Here is a 16009-nt window from a genome sequence, read left to right as displayed (position 1 = left end):
CATCCGAGCGTGGCGGCAGGCCACCGGAGCGCTGCGTGGTGGCGCCCGGCCGCTGCACCGCACCGCCGGCGGGGGGAGCCGCGCCCGGCCGCCCGGTCCCGCCCGGTTGTTGCGTGCCCGCCGGTTGCCCGGCCCGCGTCGGCTTTCCCGCGTCGCCTCGCTGCCCCGCGCCCGCCGGTTCTCTCGCGCCTGTCGGTTCTCTCGCCCCGCTGGCCGGCAGGTCCCGGCCGAGGCGGGCGAGCAGCAGCCCGGTCGCCACCCCGGCGGTCACCGCGGAGTCGGCGGCGTGTGGTGGTTCCCCGGAGGCGCGCGGCGGCGGCATCCGGCACACCCGGGTCAGCAGCGTCTCCAGCACCGGCGGCGGCAACCCGGGCAGCAGGTCGCGGACGCGTCCGTCCAACTCGCCGCGCAGCCGCCCGAGGTCGGTGGCGCGCGGCGGGTGCCCGAGCAGCTCCCCGGCCAGCTCGCGCAACAGCGGCGGCGCCAGCGCCGCCATGCCCAGCCCCACGTCGGCAGGGGCCCGGCGCAGCTCCTTGCGGAGCCGGTCGCGGTCGCCGGAGCGGACACCTCCCACCACTCGGCGCAGCAACTCCTGGGAGTCGTCCACCCGCTCGTCGGGTTCGTCGTCGGTGCCCTCGCGCCCGCCGGTCAGCTCGGCCACCCGCACCGACCACCACCGGCGCATCCGCACCTGCTCGGCCGGTTCCGGCGCGACCGCGGCCGGCCCGGACGCCGGTGGCGTGTCGTGTCGGGGAGCGCGTTGCTCAGGGCGGGGCGCCGGGGCTCCGTCCGCGCCGAGGCCGATCGCCGTCAGATAGGCCGACAGCTGCTCCTGTGCCACCCGCAGCGCGTAGCCGGCGCTCTCGGCGTGCTCGGTGGCGGCGGACAGCTCGGGCACCCCCATCGGGTTGGCCGACTCCTGTCGTACCCAGCGCAGCCGCTCCGCGGCCAGGCCGAACTTCTCCAGCGCCTGCCCGAGCAGCGCCACCGGGAACTCCTCGGTGGCGGCACGGACCTGCCCGCCGACATCCTCGATGATGGACATGGCGGCCTACAGGGTGGAGACGTAGAGCTGCGCCTGCTCCACCGCGACAAGTGTCGCGGCGAGACACTCCTCCAGCTCCTGGCTGGCCTGGGTCAGCGACGCCTGGGCCGCCTCCACCGTCTCGTGCCCGCTGCCCTCCAGCGCCCCGGCCAGGGTCTGCTGTGCCTCGGAGAGTTTCTCGCCGGCCGCCTGCACGGCTGTCTGCCCGTCTCCGATCTGTTGGAGGGCGACATCGATGGCAGCCTTCAGCTCGGCGACGCTCGCCACGGCGGAACCTCCTGGGGGCGGGGAGATCTCCATTAGAGCCTATCGGCGGTTCCGAAAGAACATCCGCCCTGTCGGTGTTCCTGCCCGCCTGTCCGGAAGGCCCTCGGAAGTGCCGGGAGTCCGATCTGTGGGAGTCCCAGTGCGAGAATTTCTCAGTTGCTGGTCGGGTTCTCGCGGAGCCAGCGCGGGCCGTACACCTCGGCGCCCAGCGCTGTCACCCGCCCGCGCAACTCCCGGTCGGCGGTGACCACCAGCCGTCGACGCCGCGGCGCGCCCTCGACCAGCTCGACCACCGTGTCGTCGCCGGAGCCGGCGGCGGAGACCACCCGGACACCCTCGGTGCCCGGCACGTCCCGGGCGGCCCCCTCGACCACCAGGACCACCTCCACCGGGGCCGTCAGCCGGGCCGGCAACCCGATGGTCGCCACCGGGGCGAGCGAGTCGCGCAACCGGGCAGCGGCCCCGGCACGGTCACGCCACCACCCGTTCGGGCGCGAGCCCACCACGTTGGCGCCATCCACGATCAGCAGCGGGGTCTCATCCATCCCGTCAGCCTGCCACCATCGCCCGGCCCTGACCCGACGCCACTCCCGGAATGCCGGTGCTCGACCACCTGCGGCGTTTGTCGGGGCGCGCGCCGGGTAGCCCCTGCCGACCGTGCCGCGCCCGACTGCGGAGGACAGACATGATGGGACCCGGTGACATCGGCTCCGACCCGTGGGACGAATTCCTGGCCAGGTACTTCGGCCGGGGCGAGGGAGGGCGCCGGCCACCGCACCGGGTCGACATCACCCGCCTGATGACGGCCGACGCCCGGGAGATGCTGGCCGACGCGGCCCGGCGGGCCGCCCAGCGCCAGAGCAGCGACCTGGACACCGACCACCTGCTCTGGGCGGCGCTGCAACGCGAATCGCTGCGCGACCTGGTACGCCGGGCCGGCGCCGACCCGGACACCCTGCTCAACGCGCTCGGTGGGAAGGGCGACGGCGCGCCGCGCGGGGAGGTGCCGCCCAACCTGTCGTTGACCCCCGCCGCCAAGCGGGCGCTGCTCGACGCCCACCAGTTGTCCCGGGCGATGGGCGCCAACTACATCGGCCCCGAGCACATCCTGATGGCGTTGCCGCTCAACCCGGAGTCGCCGGCCGGGCGGATGCTGGCCGCCGGCCGGATCCAACCCGAGTCGTTGCAGGCCGCCAACGCCGAGCGCGGGCCGATGAACGGGCCGAAGCCGGACCGCGGCACCCCCACCCTGGACCAGTACGGGCAGGACCTCACGGACCTGGCCCGCAACGACCAGATCGACCCGGTGGTCGGCCGGGCCGACGAGATCGAACAGGCCATCGAGATCCTGTCCCGGCGTACCAAGAACAACCCGGTGCTGATCGGCGAGGCCGGCGTCGGCAAGACCGCCATCGTCGAGGGGCTGGCCGAACGGATCTGCGACGGGGACGTACCGCAGACCCTGCTCGGCAAGCGGGTCGTCCAGCTCGACCTGGCCGGTCTGGTCGCCGGCACCCGCTACCGGGGCGACTTCGAGGAACGGCTGAAGAAGGTGATCGACGAGATCCGGGCACACCGGGACGAACTGATCATCTTCATGGACGAGATCCACACCCTGGTCGGGGCCGGTGGCGCCGGCAGCGAGGGCGGAATGGACGCGTCCAACATGCTCAAACCCGCCCTCGCCCGCGGCGAGCTGCGGGTGATCGGCGCGACGACGCTGGACGAGTACCGCAAGAGCATCGAGAAGGACGCCGCCCTGGCCCGGCGCTTCCAGCCGGTGCTGGTGCCCGAGCCCAGCGTCGACGACACCATCGCCATCCTGCGCGGGCTGCGCGACCGGTACGAGGCCCACCACCAGGTGCGCTTCACCGACGAGGCGCTGGTCGCCGCCGCCGAGCTGTCCGACCGGTACGTCACCGACCGGTTCCTGCCGGACAAGGCGATCGACCTCATCGACCAGGCCGGCGCCCGGGTGCGGCTGCGCACCCGCACCCCCGCGTCCGACGTGCGGGAGCTGGAGCAGGAACTCGACGAGGTACGCCGGGACAAGGAACAGGCCGTCACCGACGAGCAGTACGAGCGGGCCTCCGCGCTGCGCGACCGGATCGCCGAGCTGGAGGAGGACATCCGCCGCGCGAACGGCGAGGACGGCTCGTCCGGATCCCAGGTGCCCGAGGTGGGCCCGCAGGAGATCGCCGAGGTGGTCTCCCGGGCCACCGGCATCCCGGTCAGCCAGCTCACCGAGGAGGAACGCGACCGGCTGCTGCGCCTGGAAGGTCACCTGCACCAGAAGGTGGTCGGTCAGGACGACGCGGTCACCGCGGTCGCCGAGGCGGTACGCCGCTCCCGGGCCGGGCTGGCCGACCCGGAGCGACCGATGGGCAGCTTCCTGTTCCTCGGCCCGACCGGTGTCGGCAAGACCGAGTTGGCGCGAGCCCTGGCCGAGGCGCTGTTCGGCGAGGCGGACCGGATGGTCCGGGTGGACATGAGCGAGTTCCAGGAGCGGCACACGGTCAGCCGGCTGGTCGGCGCGCCGCCCGGATACGTCGGCTACGAGGAGGCCGGTCAGCTCACCGAGGCGGTGCGGCGCCGCCCGTACGCGGTGGTGCTGCTCGACGAGATCGAGAAGGCCCACCCGGACGTGTTCAACATCCTGCTCCAGGTGCTCGACGACGGGCGGCTCACCGACAGCCAGGGTCGCACCGTGAACTTCAAGAACACCGTCCTGATCATGACGAGCAACCTCGGCTCGGAGCTGATCACCGGCGCTCAGCGCTCGGTCGGCTTCGGCACCGGGGACGTGGGCAGCGAGCAGGAGAGCAACGAGCTGCGGGAGCGGCTCATGCGCCGCCTGCAGGAGAACTTCCGCCCGGAGTTCCTCAACCGCATCGACGAGGTCATCATCTTCCGCCGGCTGGAGGCCGAGCAGCTGCGCGACATCACCGCCCTGCTGCTGGAGGAGACCCGCCGCCGGATGCACGCCCAGGACCTCCAGGTGGAGTTCACCACCGCCGGCATCGACTGGCTCGCCGAACACGGCTACCAGCCGGAGTTCGGTGCCCGCCCGCTGCGCCGGGTGATCCAGCGGGAGGTGGACAACCACCTGTCCCGGATGCTGCTGGAGTCGGCGATCTCGCCGGGGCAGAAGGTCACTGTGGACGTCCGCGACGGCGCGCTCACCTTCGACGTGACAGCGGGCGAGCGGGGGTACACCGCCGCCACGACCACACACCCGCGATGAGCGGGCCGGCGCGAAGGGACGAACACGAGGACCCGCACCAGCCCGCGGAGTCCGCGAAACACCGGGACGAGGACGACCATCCCGACCCGATCCTGGCGCCGCCCACAGCGAACCCCCGCCGCACGCGGGTGCCCGCGGAGGGCCTGCATCCGAAGACCGACCAGGACGACCCGGAGACGTCCGGGCCGCCGCCCGGAGAGGAGACCTGATGGTACGCGAAGCGCGGCTCGACCCCGAGGTGGAAGTGCTCTGGGAGGACTTCCACGCCGAGGTCAACGTTCCGTCGGAGCAACTGCGGACCTGGCTGCTGACCAGGGGTTCGGGGGAGGAGTCGTTCAGCCCGAACCCGAACCTCGACCTGCCCCAACCCGGCCGGGAGATCCTCAAGGTGCTCAACAAGCGCAAGGTGGACCTCACCCCCGAGGACATCGAGGTGATGCGGGAGGCGGTCGAGCGGATCCGCGAACTGATGGACGCCAAGCCGTCGCGCGGCAACGCCGACGACAGCTGGCGGCACTCCCTGCTGGACCTGGGTCACGACCCGCTCGTCGAACGCTGAGCGACCGCACGACGGTGCCGTCCCGGGCAGGGACGGCACCGTTCGGCGTCCTGCTACTGGCCCTTGTCGGATTCCAGGCTCGCGATGGTCAGGCCCGCCGCGTCGGCGGCGGCGTCCCGGTCGCCGCGGGTTTGGTCCTCACGGGTGAGCAGGTTCGCGTACTCGGTCACGTCGGCAGGGTCGGGCACCGTCGGCAGTCGGCGCAGGAACGCCTCCACCTCGCGGGTGGCGGCGGTGTGCGCGGCAGCCGCCTGGCGCAGCAGTTCGCGGTCGTCGGCGGGCGGGTAGAGGTCGGTCATGTCCGCCAGATACCCGGCCCACGGCGGTTCGCACCGCCATCGGCCGGGAATACCGGCCGCTCAGCCCGGCCGGACCCCGATGGGCTGCCGGACGCCGAACCCCGGGTTGCGGGGCAGCCAGGCCAGGTACGCCGGATGCGGCGCCAACGAGTCGACGTAGGCCGCCTTGGCCGTTCCCAGCACCAGCTCCGCGCCCTGGGCGGCGGGGGAGTCCGGATGCCAGCCGAGCAGCAGCCGCCAGCGCAGCGGCGTCCCGGCGAGTTGACGGGTGACCAGACCGCTCACCGGGCGGAACGTCGCCTGGCACAGGGCCACCGCCACGCCGGCCTCCACCAGGTCGACGCAGCCGCGGATGTCGGTCTCGTACACCTTGCGGGGGGTGAAGCCGGCGCGGGCGCAGGCGGCGGCGAAGCAGTCGGCGAAGCAGCCGTCACCCGGCGCGGCGACCCACTGCTCGTGGCGCAGGTCGGCCAGGCGGACCTCGTCCTGCGCCGCGAGGGGATGGGTCTCCGGCAGCAGCACCAGCACCGGGTCGACGGCCACCTCCTGCCAGCTCAACCCGAACCCGGCCGACGGACTGGCGTCGCCGCACACGCCGGCCAGCGCGAAGTCCAGCCGACCGCCGGCCACCAACTGCGCCAACTCGTCCACCGACCAGGACGCGTACGTGGTGATCTGGGCGGGCGGCTGCTCGGCCGCCAACCGGTGCACCAGCCGACCCAGGATCGGGCTGTTCACCCCGCCGAACCGGTAGCACGGCGGCGTGTCGCCCGCCCCGGCCAGCCGGGCGGCCTCGTCCTGCAACCCCTTCATGGCCGGCAACAGCACCCGGGCGCGGGCCAGCACCAGCTCACCGAGCGCGGTGGGTCGAGCCCCGCGCCGGTCCCGGTCGAACAGCGGGCCGCCCAGCGTCCGTTCGATGCGTTGGAGCTGGGCGGTGAGCGCCGGCTGGGCCAGGCCGAGCGCCGAGGCCGCCTTCGTCACACTTCCCGTCTCCGCGATCGCGCAGACCACCCGCAGGTGACGCAGCTCCAGGTTCATAGGGTGACGGTAGGACTACGCGTCTGCTGGCGGAATAGCCCGAGCGGATCGGTGATAATGAATGCATTGCCGGCGGTCGCCGGTCACCGGTCCCGCGGTGGCTCCGGCAGGTCCGCCAGGTACGTCGGTCGCCGGGTCACCGCGTCGAGAACCTTGTCCACGACCCCGACCGCCGGCTCCACGATCCGGTTCCACGGAGGGGTGGCCGGCGTGCCCGGGTGCGGTCGGGTCGGCGCGGCCTCCTCGGCGATCTCCAACCGGTTGCCGAGCCGGATCAGCTCCTCCTCGGTCGCGACCGCGCGCAGCTCGGTGACCAGCGCGCCCACCCCGTCGACATGCCGGCGGACCCGCTCGGCGACCTCGGTCAACGCCTCGTCCGTCAGCCCCTTCAGGGTGCCCAGCAGGGCCGCGTCGGCGTTGATCTCCGCATCCACCCGCTCGGTGGCCGCCGGCAGCGCCGCGCGGACCGCCGGCAGCAGGTACTGCTCCTCGGCGGACAGGTGCCGCGACAGCGCGGCGGTGAGCACCGCCAACCCCTCCTGCGGTGTGGTGTCCGGGCCGGAGAGCTGGTCCAGCAACGCCAGCAGTTGCCGGTGCTCCCGGTCGACGATGTCGGCGATGCTGCGACCGCCGGGTCGGTAACCCTCCTCGGGTGCGGGCGCGGGCGGCAGCGGCGGCAGGGGAACAGCGGACATGGTGCCCTCCTCGACTGGCGGGCGGAAGCTCCGGCAGGGACGTACGGTCGTGGGCGGCGGTACCCGAACGCGGCCAACGCGAAACCGGCCCGCGCCGGGGCTGCCAGTTCGGTCTCGACGAACGGCAGTGGCGCGCTCAGCCGGGCGCCGGGAGTCCCCTGCGGAATAAGCGGAGGTCAGGTGCCGCAGCCACAGATCCGCACCGCCTTGGCGAGGTCGGTGGCGGTGACCTCCCGGACTCCGCGGCCCGACAGGTTGTGCAGGGTCACGGCGGCCGCGCGACGGAGATCGGGCGACGCCGTCGTGGTGTCGATTGTGGAACGCAGCTCCGCGACGACCGCGCGCCGCACCGCCTCGCTCGCGTTGGCGGTGTCCGCGAGGGCCCTCTCGTGGGTGTTCCCCTGGAGCAGTTCGGTGAGCAGAGCGGCCCGCGCCGTCGACTGCTGACGCCTGGCCGTGAGGGCCGACAGGGTGTTCTGTGCGGCGGTGACGGCCTGCCGCGCCTGATCGGCGTACCGGCCGGCGATGGCGGGGATGTCGATCGTCGCCGTGAGGTCGCGGACGGCAGTGCTCATGGCCGCCTGCACGTCGCCCGACCGGGCCGAGATCTTCCGAACGAGCGGCGGCACCTGGGCTCGCAGCCGGTCCTGCAACTGGGTGTCGAAGGCCTCGGCGACGGCGTCGATCAGTGGCTTGGCCGCCGGGTGATGGTCCTGGGCCCAATCGCCCAGTCGCTTCCACGCTGCCAGTTCGGTCGCGACCTTCGGCATCTGCGCGAGGACCTCCTTGCCCCCGTCAGTGGCGACGCTGGTCGCCGCGACAGGCGGCGCAGTATCCGCCCAGCGTCGCGCCGTCTCGGCGTCCTCGCCGGTCAGATCGCCGGGAGTCGGCAGCGCCGGGGCGTCACCGGAGACGGTGATGACCGACTGGTCCGGCAGGGCGCCCCGGCGGGCGACGCGATCCTCCTCGGTGGCGACGACCGGATCGTCGCGGGACCGGTCGCCGTCGGCCGCCCGGATCCGCTCCAGCTCGCTGATCACCTGGACTGAGACGGTGCCGGCGAGCACCTGCTGGTAGTCCGTCGGCAGCTGCTCGCGCAGCGCGCGGACCACCTGTTCGAGGACCTGGCCGGCCAGCCGCTCCTCGACCGCGGCCGCGGCGTGCCGGTAGTCGTCAGTCGTCCACTCGGCGGCCAGTTGCACCCGTCCACGGAGGGTGGCCACGGTGCCGGTGAGCAGGGTGAACACTGACAGCGCGGTGACCGTGGCAACCGCCGGCCCGCTGTAGCGTCCGTAGCCGCGGACGATCCCGTTGAGCCATGCCCCCGCTGCGCCGGGAGTGCCGGCCGCCGTCAACAGGGAGGTCAGCAGCCACGCCCCGAGCAGCACGAGGGCCAGGCCCCACTCGGGCAGTTTCAGCTTGCCGACCAGGTCGGCGGCATCGTCCAGGACGTTCTGCGTGGCCAGGATCGTGTCCTGCGTCGCCGTCGGAACGATGAGCGATCCGAGCACCGCCGCGGCCACGAGGTACAACGCGAGCACCGCGCCCAGCGGGAACAGATACAGTCGGGCGGTGCCGGCCAGGTTGTCGCGCAGCGTGGCCGCGAAGCCGCGCCGCACCGCCGGATCGAACCGGTCGACGTCGTGCAACCGGGCGTGCGCGGCGCTGACCGCCAGCGCCGCGCAGATCAGGGCCAGCGCGAACGCGTACAGCCACGCCTCGGCGATCAGGCCGGCCAGCACGCAGAGCGCGGCGAGGGCGTAGCGCCACCGCCAGTCGGGCACTGTGATCTGGACCAGTTGCTCGTCCGGCCAGTCGCGGCCCGGATACTTCTTCTCGAGAGCCGCCCGGGTCAGCCGGAGGGACCTTCGGCGGGACGCGCCACCCGGGGGGATGTCGCACCGGACGACGAGGGTGGCGCCGCCGACGTCGGTGACCGGGACGCGGTGGCCTCGGACGCCCGCCCGAGCCTGGTCACGGGTGAGAACGGTGCGGGTTCGGAGGCGGCGCGGCGCGGACTCTGTCACATCGCATCCCTGCGTAGAGCGGCGGAAAGCAGGCGCATCCAGTCATCGCCAGAGCCTCGACTGTACGGTTCGTCCGTGGCTGAGCCGAGGTCCCGCACGGCGGCTCTTGCGACGTGTTTCCGACTGAGGTCCGAGGCGGTCGCGCGCAGCGGGGCCGGGAACACCAGTCGATGCGTCAGCTGACGGGCGCGGGCGCGTACGGTCCGCCCGCACACCCGCGCCGGACCGTCCGCGTCGGTGCGCCGGCCCGTCGACCACCTCGGGCTGGTATGAAGAGGCGATGACGAGCGATGCCGCCTCCGCCCGACCCGACCCCACCGCAGAGGTCGTGGACCTCTGCCGCGACCTGCTGCGCATCGACACCACCAACACGGGTGACAACGACACCAGCGTCGGCGAGCGCCGCGCGGCCGAGTACGTGGCGGAGAAGCTCGCCGAGGTGGGCGTGGAGTCCGTCCTGCACGAGTCCGCGCCGGGCCGGGCGAACGTGGTGGCCCGCATCCCGGGCACCGACCCGAGCCGGGGCGCGCTGCTGGTGCACGGCCACCTGGACGTGGTGCCCGCCGACGCCGACGAGTGGTCGGTGGGCCCGTTCTCCGGCGAGCTGCGCGACGGCTACCTCTGGGGCCGGGGCGCCATCGACATGAAGGACTTCGACGCGATGGTGCTCGCCGTGGTGCGGCACTGGCAGCGCACCGGCGTACGGCCCCCGCGCGACATCGTGCTCGCGTACACCGCCGACGAGGAGGCGGGCAGCGACTACGGGGCGCGCTTCCTGGTGGACAACCACCGTGGCCTCTTCGACGGCTGCACCGAGGCGATCGGTGAGGTCGGCGGCTTCTCCTACTCGGTGAACGACAGCCAGCGGCTCTACCTCATCGAGACCGCCGAGAAGGGCATCGACTGGCTGCGGCTGCACGCCAAGGGCCGCCCCGGGCACGGCTCGATGATGCACGACGACAACGCCGTCACCGCCCTCGCCGAGGCGGTCGCCCGGATCGGCCGGCACCGCTTCCCGGTGGTGGTCACCGACACCGTGCGAGCCTTCCTGACCGAGGTCTCCGACCTGCTCGGCATCGAGTTGGACCCGGACGACCCGGAGACGGCCATCGCGAAACTCGGCCCCATCGCCAACATCATCGGCGCGACCATCCGCAACACCGCCAACCCGACCCGGTTGAGCGCCGGCTACAAGGACAACGTCATCCCCGGCCGGGCCACCGCCACCATCGACTGCCGCAGCCTGCCCGGCCAGTCCGAGCTGCTGGAGCGGCAGCTGCGCGAGCTGGTCGGTCCGGACATCGCGATCGAGTACGTCCAGCGGCAGCCGGCACTGGAGACCACCTTCGACGGTGACCTGGTCGAGGCCATGTCGGCGGCCCTGCGAGCGGAGGACCCGGGGGCGCGACCCGTCCCCTACATGCTCTCCGGGGGCACCGACGCCAAGGCGTTCTCGCAGCTCGGCATCCGCTGCTTCGGGTTCGCCCCGCTGCGGCTGCCCGCCGACCTGAACTTCTCGGCGTTGTTCCACGGCATCGACGAGCGCGTTCCGGTGGACGGACTACAGTTCGGCGTGCGGGTTCTCGACCGGTTCCTCCGCACCTGCTAGTCGTGTCCGGCGGTGGCCGCCGGCGCGCAACCTCCCCAACGTGAAGGGACTGCCCCACATGACCGACCAGCATGGTGAGCTGGACGCCGCTCTCGAGCGGGTGATCGAAGCGGCCCGCCACCACCTGGCCGCCGTACGCGCCGCGCAGGGCCGCGTCGACGACGACGACGTCTGGCAGGCGTACGTGGCGTTGAACAACGCCTCCTTCGCGTACGACGAGCGGCTGCTCGACGCCTTCGGCGAGGTGACGCCGTGGGATGTCGACTCGATCGACCCGGACGAGGCCGACGAGCGTTTCGGCGGCGGCGAGGGCGCCGAGGCCAGCGACCCGCACCCCAGGGTGATCTCGGTGCGTCAGCGTCGTGACTACCGGGTGCCGAGCGTCGCCGCGCTGCTGCGGGTGGCCGAGGCGGCCCGTCGCGAGGGCACCCCGGAGGACGACGAGCCGGCGCCGGTGGAGGGCGTCGGCGAGGCGGTGCTGGAGCTGCTGCAGAGTGGTGACGGCTCGCTCGGCGCGTTGGACGTCCCCGAGTTGGAGCCGCTCGACGGGGTGGTCATGGTCAGCGAGGTGGGCACCCCGGTCGACCTGGAGTCGTTCGACGACGACGACGCGGTCGGCCCGTTCCAGCCGGCTGCCGACGACCGGCTGGTCGGTCGGCTCGACGAGCACCCGTTCCTGGAGCTCGACGACGACCACGACCACGCCGGGCACCAGCACTAGGCCGGGTGCCGCCCGGGGCCGACTCCGGCCTCGGGCGGCACCGCCCGGTGTCAGTACGACAGACCCGGCTGCGGCTGGTTGACCCGCCGCCGACGCAGCACCACCTGCCGCGTGCCGTCCCGGTACAGCCGCACCCGGGCCAACTCCCATCCGGAGAACTCCGCCTGGATCGCCAACTGCGCCGCCGCGGTCAACCGGTCGACGTTCGGCGGCAGCCGCAGTGGCGCGTACTCGTAGTCCATGCTCTCCATGCTGCCCAGCCCAGCGGCCGTTCGCCACCCCCTCCGGAGTGACCGACGACGCCACCGCGGGCGGTTCGTACCGCCCCGTGCCTCGTCGCGCCGATCTCGCGGTTTCGGTCGCCGAGATGCCCGTGTGGGAGGGCAGATCCTGACGATGCCGGCCCCGGTCGGGTCGATCATCAAGTTGTGGTGCCTAATTTGGCCCTGTTGCGGCGACTTTGTCGCCGACCGGGCAGCCGCCGCCGGGGTCAGCCGGCAGGTCGTTGGAAAGGAACGCGCAATGTCAGGGGAGCGAGGCCGGCTCGGTCGGTTCACCGACGCGGTGCTCGGCGGCGCGCGGGCCGCCCGGGACAAGGCCCGTGAGTTGCGCGACGAGTTCCGCACCAGCGACGAACCCGAACGTGCTCTCGTCGCGCCACTGCTGCCCGGGCAGGAGCTGCGCTATGTGGGGCTGGGCCCGGTCCGCGCCCCGCAGACCCACAAGGCTGGTCGGCAGCTCGCCGATGTGATGGCCGACGAGTTCGTCGACTCGCTCGACCCGAAGGTGCTGTTCGGGCTCCTCAACATCGTCAACCCGGTGGTCTGGGTGGACGCGGTGCTGACGCCGGTCCGGCTGGCCGCTGGCGTGCTGCTGCTGCCCGGCAAGGCCGGTGCCATCGCCGCCGGTGTGCCGGAGGCGGCCGAACCGGAGCCAGCCCCACCACACCAGCGGGTGCAGCGGGATCCCATCCCGCTCACCGAGGAGCAGGAAGCGTTCCGCGCCCTGTTCCGGCTCAGCCTGTACCGCCCGCTGGCCGAGCAGCTCGCCGAGATCGCCTACCGTCGCCGGTTCGTCTTCAGCGGCGACCTCGCCACCCTCGCCGGCAGCCTGCTGCTCTTCCTGGAGCGCTACAACGGCACCCCGCTGGCGGTGACCGACACCCACCTGCACCTGCTGCGGATGGGCCCCCGTCCGGACGCCGACCGGCCCGACCGACGGCAGCCGCGGGTGCTGTGGAGTGTGCGACGCGACCGGGTGGCCCGGGTCGACTCGGAGCGCGGCGCGACCGGGCTCGTGCAGCTGACGTCCACGATCGTCTTCGACGACGGCTCGTGGATCCGGCTCACCCAGCCCGCGCTCCGCGACGACCAGTCGCGCTTCCTGGCCGCGATCCACGACCTCCCCGGGCAGCGCCCTCAACCGTGACCCGGCGGCTGCTCAGCCGTCGCGTTCGGGGTAGCCGACCGGCACCGCGGAGACGTCGTCCAGCGCTGTGGTGATCTCCTCGGGCAGGGTGATCCGCTCCACTGCGAGCGCGCCGAGCAACTGCCCGACCGTCCGCGCGCCGAGGATCGGCGCGGTCACGCCGGGCCGGTCCCGGATCCAGGCCAACGCCACCTCCAGCGGCGACACCCCCAGCCCACCGGCCGCGGTCGCCACCGCCTCCACGATGCTGGAACAGCGCGGCTCCAGGTAGGTCGAGACGAACCGTTCGAAGTGCGGCGACGCGGCCCGGGAGTCGGCCGGCCGACCGTGCCGGTACTTGCCGGTGAGCACGCCCCGGCCCAGCGGCGACCAGGGCAGCACGCCGAGGCCGAGCGCATCGCACGCGGGCAGCACCTCCCGCTCCACGCCCCGCTCCAGCAGCGAATACTCCACCTGGGACGCGACCACCGGCGCCCGCCCCGGCCAGGCGGTCTGCCAGGCGGCGGCCCGCGCGGTCTGCCAGCCGGAGAAGTTCGACACCCCGACGTAGCGGACCTTGCCGCTGGCCACCGCGTGGTCCAGGGCGGCCAGGGTCTCCTCCAGCGGGGTGTCCGGGTCGTACCCGTGCACCTGGAACAGGTCGACGTGGTCGGTGCCGAGTCGGCGCAGCGACGCGTCCAACGTGCGCAGCAGGTGCCCCCGGGAGCCGTCCCGACGTCGGCCGCTGCCGGGGCGCAACCCGGCCTTGGTGGCGATCAGCAGCTCCTCGCGGGGGACGAGGGAGCCCAGCAACGAGCCGATCACCGACTCGGCGTCGCCGTCGCCGTACACGTCGGCGGTGTCGATGAGGTTGCCGCCCGCGTCGAGGTAACTCTTCAGCTGAGCGGCCGCATCGTCGGCGTCGGTGTCCCGGCCCCAGGTCATGGTGCCGAGCGCGAGCCGGGAAACCGCCAGCCCGCTTCGGCCGAGCGGTCGCTGTTGCATGGGTGAACCTTATTTCGAACCTGCCGCCACCGATATCCTCGCTCCCGTATCTCTGCCGGTTCTGCCGGTTCCGCCGCCCCGGGCTGCCCCGATGGAGGGGGGATCAAAGGGGTCGAGCCGGTGATCGAGTCCGTTATCGGCATTGCGTAACCTGGGGCGACCTGTGCCACGGATGGGGGAGGACCAGTGCGACTCGGGCTCAGTCTCGGATACCAGACGGCGTGGAGCACACCGGCCGACCACCTGGCGCTGGCCCAGGAGGCGGACCGGCTGGGCTATTCGGTGGTGTGGGCGGCGGAGGCCTACGGCTCCGACTCGCCCAGCATGCTCGCCTGGATGGCCGGCCAGACCGAACGGATCGACGTCGGCGCCGCGGTGATGCAGATCCCCGCCCGTACGCCGGCGGCCACCGCCATGACCGCCGCCACTATCGACGCGCTCTCCGGCGGCCGGTTCCGGCTCGGCCTGGGTGTATCCGGCCCGCAGGTGTCCGAGGGCTGGCACGGCGTGCGCTTCGCCAAGCCGCTGGCCCGGACCCGCGAGTTCGTCGACATCGTCAAGCTGGCCATCGCCCGCAAGGAGGTGGCGTACGACGGCGAGCACTACACGCTGCCGCTGCCGGACGGCCCGGGCAAGGCCCTGCGACTGGGCTTCCACCCACCCCGCGAGCACATACCGATCTACCTGGCCGCGGTCGGCCCGAAGAACCTGGAGCTGGCCGGCGAGATCGCCGACGGCTGGCTGGCCGTGTTCTACGCCCCGGAGTTCGCCGAGGAGCAGCTCGCCTCGGTGCAAGCCGGGCGGGCCAAGGTCGGCAAGGAGTTGGCGGGGTTCGACGTGGTGCCGTCGGTGCCCGTGGTGATCGGCGACGACGTGGCCTCCTGCGCCGAACTCGTCCGCTGGTACGCCGCGCTCTACATGGGCGGCATGGGCAGCCGGCAGCAGAACTTCTACAACCAGCTCGCCACCCGGATGGGCTACGGCGACGCCGCCCGCGAGGTGCAGGACCTGTACCTGGCCAAGCGGCAGCGCGACGCCGCCGCCGCCGTACCCATGGAGTTCATCGACCGCACCTCGCTGCTCGGCCCGAAGGAGCGCATCGCCGAGCGGATGCGGGAGTACGCGGCGGCCGGCGTCACCACGCTGTCGGTGACCCTCTTCGTGGCCGACCGGGACAGCGGTGTGCAGACCCTGCGTACCGTCGCCGAGGCTCTCGACCTCTCGGGAGTCGGCGAGTGACCTGGGTCGAGGCCATCGTCCTGGGCATCGTCCAGGGACTGACCGAGTTCCTTCCGGTCAGCTCGTCGGGGCATCTGCGGATCACCTCGGCGATCTTCTTCGACCGGGACGCCGGCGCGTCGTTCACCGCGGTCACCCAGCTCGGCACCGAAGCGGCCGTGCTGATCTACTTCGCCAAGGACATCTGGCGGATCACCCGGACCTGGCTGGTGGGCATCCGGGACAAGTCGGTCCGCTCCAGCCTCGACTACCGGATGGGCTGGTACGTGATCGTCGGCTCGATCCCGATCGGGCTGTTCGGTTTCGTGTTCAAGGACCAGATCAAGACCGCCGGGCGCAACCTGTGGGTGGTGGCGACCACGCTGATCGTGTTCGCCTTCGTGTTGGCGTTCGCCGAGTACTGGGGGCGGCAGACCCGCACCCTGGAGAACTTCCGGATGAAGGACGGCATCGTGATGGGCTTCGCCCAGGCGATGGCGCTGGTCCCCGGGGTGTCGCGCTCCGGCGGCACGCTCACCGCCGGTCTGCTGCTCAACCTGACCCGCGAGGCGGCGGCACGGTACTCCTTCCTGCTGGCCATCCCGGCGGTGGTGATGTCCGGGGTGTTCAGCCTCGGGGACGTCTTCGAACCGTCCGCCCCGGGCACCTCGGTGCCCACCGTTGCCCAGACGATCGTGGCCACCCTCATCGCCTTCGGTATCGGCTACGCGGCCATCGCCTGGCTGCTGCGCTACGTCGCCCACCACACCCTGTACGTCTTCGTGCTGTACCGGGTCGCGCTGGGCACCCTGGTCCTGGCCCTGCTGCTGACCGGCACGATCGACGCCACCTGACCGATCTGTCGACGGCCC

At 72.6% G+C, this 16009-nt stretch carries 17 protein-coding genes; 8 read left to right on the top strand and 9 right to left on the bottom strand.

The window, feature by feature from the left end; all coding sequences use genetic code 11:
• The 3 genes from PSH03_RS22750 to PSH03_RS22740 all read right to left on the bottom strand — a co-directional run.
• On the bottom strand, window positions 1-1045 hold a 1045-nt coding region (locus tag PSH03_RS22750; RefSeq protein WP_238690369.1), incomplete at its 3' end, for a hypothetical protein.
• A 6-nt stretch (window positions 1046-1051) separates the two neighbouring features.
• Window positions 1052-1312, bottom strand: a complete 261-nt coding sequence (locus PSH03_RS22745) for a hypothetical protein (protein WP_030332749.1) — start codon at window positions 1310-1312, stop codon at window positions 1052-1054.
• Window positions 1313-1464: 152 nt separating this feature from the next.
• Window positions 1465-1857, bottom strand: a complete 393-nt coding sequence (locus PSH03_RS22740) for a PIN domain-containing protein (protein ID WP_091408422.1) — start codon at window positions 1855-1857, stop codon at window positions 1465-1467.
• A gap of 140 nt (window positions 1858-1997) precedes the next feature.
• On the opposite strand from PSH03_RS22740, the gene PSH03_RS22735 reads away from it, so the two are divergent.
• Genes PSH03_RS22735 through PSH03_RS22725 form a run of 3 tightly spaced genes read left to right on the top strand, consistent with a single transcriptional unit; the run spans window position 1998 to window position 5115 of the window.
• Window positions 1998-4556, top strand: coding sequence for an ATP-dependent Clp protease ATP-binding subunit (locus tag PSH03_RS22735; protein ID WP_210781669.1), 2559 nt, complete (start codon window positions 1998-2000; stop codon window positions 4554-4556).
• Complete coding sequence (locus tag PSH03_RS22730; protein ID WP_238690368.1) at window positions 4553-4765, top strand: hypothetical protein; 213 nt, start codon at window positions 4553-4555, stop codon at window positions 4763-4765. The genes PSH03_RS22735 and PSH03_RS22730 overlap by 4 nt, the downstream gene beginning before the upstream one ends.
• A complete protein-coding gene (locus PSH03_RS22725; protein ID WP_091408434.1) occupies window positions 4765-5115 on the top strand; it encodes a DUF3140 domain-containing protein in 351 nt (116 codons plus the stop codon). Before PSH03_RS22730 ends, PSH03_RS22725 begins: the two co-directional genes overlap by 1 nt.
• Before the next feature lie 53 nt (window positions 5116-5168).
• Here PSH03_RS22725 and PSH03_RS22720 read toward each other — a convergent pair whose 3' ends face one another.
• From PSH03_RS22720 to PSH03_RS22705, 4 genes are all read right to left on the bottom strand, one after another.
• The gene (locus PSH03_RS22720) at window positions 5169-5414 is read right to left on the bottom strand and encodes a hypothetical protein (protein WP_210781671.1); all 246 of its coding nucleotides are present in this window, start codon (window positions 5412-5414) and stop codon (window positions 5169-5171) included.
• 60 nt (window positions 5415-5474) lie between these two features.
• On the bottom strand, window positions 5475-6455 hold the full coding sequence (locus PSH03_RS22715) for a LysR family transcriptional regulator (RefSeq protein WP_238690367.1): 981 nt from the start codon (window positions 6453-6455) through the stop codon (window positions 5475-5477).
• Between the two features lie 83 nt (window positions 6456-6538).
• A complete protein-coding gene (locus PSH03_RS22710; protein WP_210781673.1) occupies window positions 6539-7150 on the bottom strand; it encodes a hemerythrin domain-containing protein in 612 nt (203 codons plus the stop codon).
• 176 nt (window positions 7151-7326) lie between these two features.
• Complete coding sequence (locus PSH03_RS22705) at window positions 7327-9177, bottom strand: hypothetical protein (RefSeq protein ID WP_238690366.1); 1851 nt, start codon at window positions 9175-9177, stop codon at window positions 7327-7329.
• A 280-nt stretch (window positions 9178-9457) separates the two neighbouring features.
• Between PSH03_RS22705 and PSH03_RS22700 the strand changes: the two genes are divergently transcribed.
• Both PSH03_RS22700 and PSH03_RS22695 read left to right on the top strand, forming a co-directional pair.
• Window positions 9458-10786 carry a M20/M25/M40 family metallo-hydrolase gene (locus tag PSH03_RS22700; RefSeq protein ID WP_196922866.1) on the top strand — a complete coding sequence of 443 codons (1329 nt, stop codon included), beginning with the start codon at window positions 9458-9460 and terminating at the stop codon, window positions 10784-10786.
• 58 nt (window positions 10787-10844) lie between these two features.
• Window positions 10845-11507 carry a hypothetical protein gene (locus PSH03_RS22695; protein ID WP_091408864.1) on the top strand — a complete coding sequence of 221 codons (663 nt, stop codon included), beginning with the start codon at window positions 10845-10847 and terminating at the stop codon, window positions 11505-11507.
• A gap of 50 nt (window positions 11508-11557) precedes the next feature.
• Here PSH03_RS22695 and PSH03_RS22690 read toward each other — a convergent pair whose 3' ends face one another.
• On the bottom strand, window positions 11558-11749 hold the full coding sequence (locus tag PSH03_RS22690; protein ID WP_013734349.1) for a DUF5703 family protein: 192 nt from the start codon (window positions 11747-11749) through the stop codon (window positions 11558-11560).
• A 280-nt stretch (window positions 11750-12029) separates the two neighbouring features.
• Between PSH03_RS22690 and PSH03_RS22685 the strand changes: the two genes are divergently transcribed.
• Entirely contained in the window at window positions 12030-12935 is a 906-nt protein-coding gene (locus PSH03_RS22685; RefSeq protein WP_238690365.1) for a hypothetical protein, read from the top strand.
• A gap of 12 nt (window positions 12936-12947) precedes the next feature.
• Here the strand turns inward: PSH03_RS22685 and PSH03_RS22680 are convergent, their stop codons facing one another.
• A complete protein-coding gene (locus tag PSH03_RS22680; RefSeq protein WP_112587412.1) occupies window positions 12948-13919 on the bottom strand; it encodes an aldo/keto reductase in 972 nt (323 codons plus the stop codon).
• Between the two features lie 186 nt (window positions 13920-14105).
• Between PSH03_RS22680 and PSH03_RS22675 the strand changes: the two genes are divergently transcribed.
• Together PSH03_RS22675 and PSH03_RS22670 are read left to right on the top strand one after the other, a co-directional pair.
• Window positions 14106-15158 carry an LLM class F420-dependent oxidoreductase gene (locus tag PSH03_RS22675; RefSeq protein ID WP_210781677.1) on the top strand — a complete coding sequence of 351 codons (1053 nt, stop codon included), beginning with the start codon at window positions 14106-14108 and terminating at the stop codon, window positions 15156-15158.
• Window positions 15155-15991 carry an undecaprenyl-diphosphate phosphatase gene (locus tag PSH03_RS22670; RefSeq protein WP_112587410.1) on the top strand — a complete coding sequence of 279 codons (837 nt, stop codon included), beginning with the start codon at window positions 15155-15157 and terminating at the stop codon, window positions 15989-15991. Before PSH03_RS22675 ends, PSH03_RS22670 begins: the two co-directional genes overlap by 4 nt.
• The last annotated feature ends 18 nt before the right edge of the window (window positions 15992-16009 follow it).

The organism is Micromonospora salmantinae (assembly GCF_022230905.1).
Classification (GTDB): domain Bacteria; phylum Actinomycetota; class Actinomycetes; order Mycobacteriales; family Micromonosporaceae; genus Micromonospora; species Micromonospora salmantinae.
This window is presented reverse-complemented; position numbering and strand designations above follow the sequence as displayed.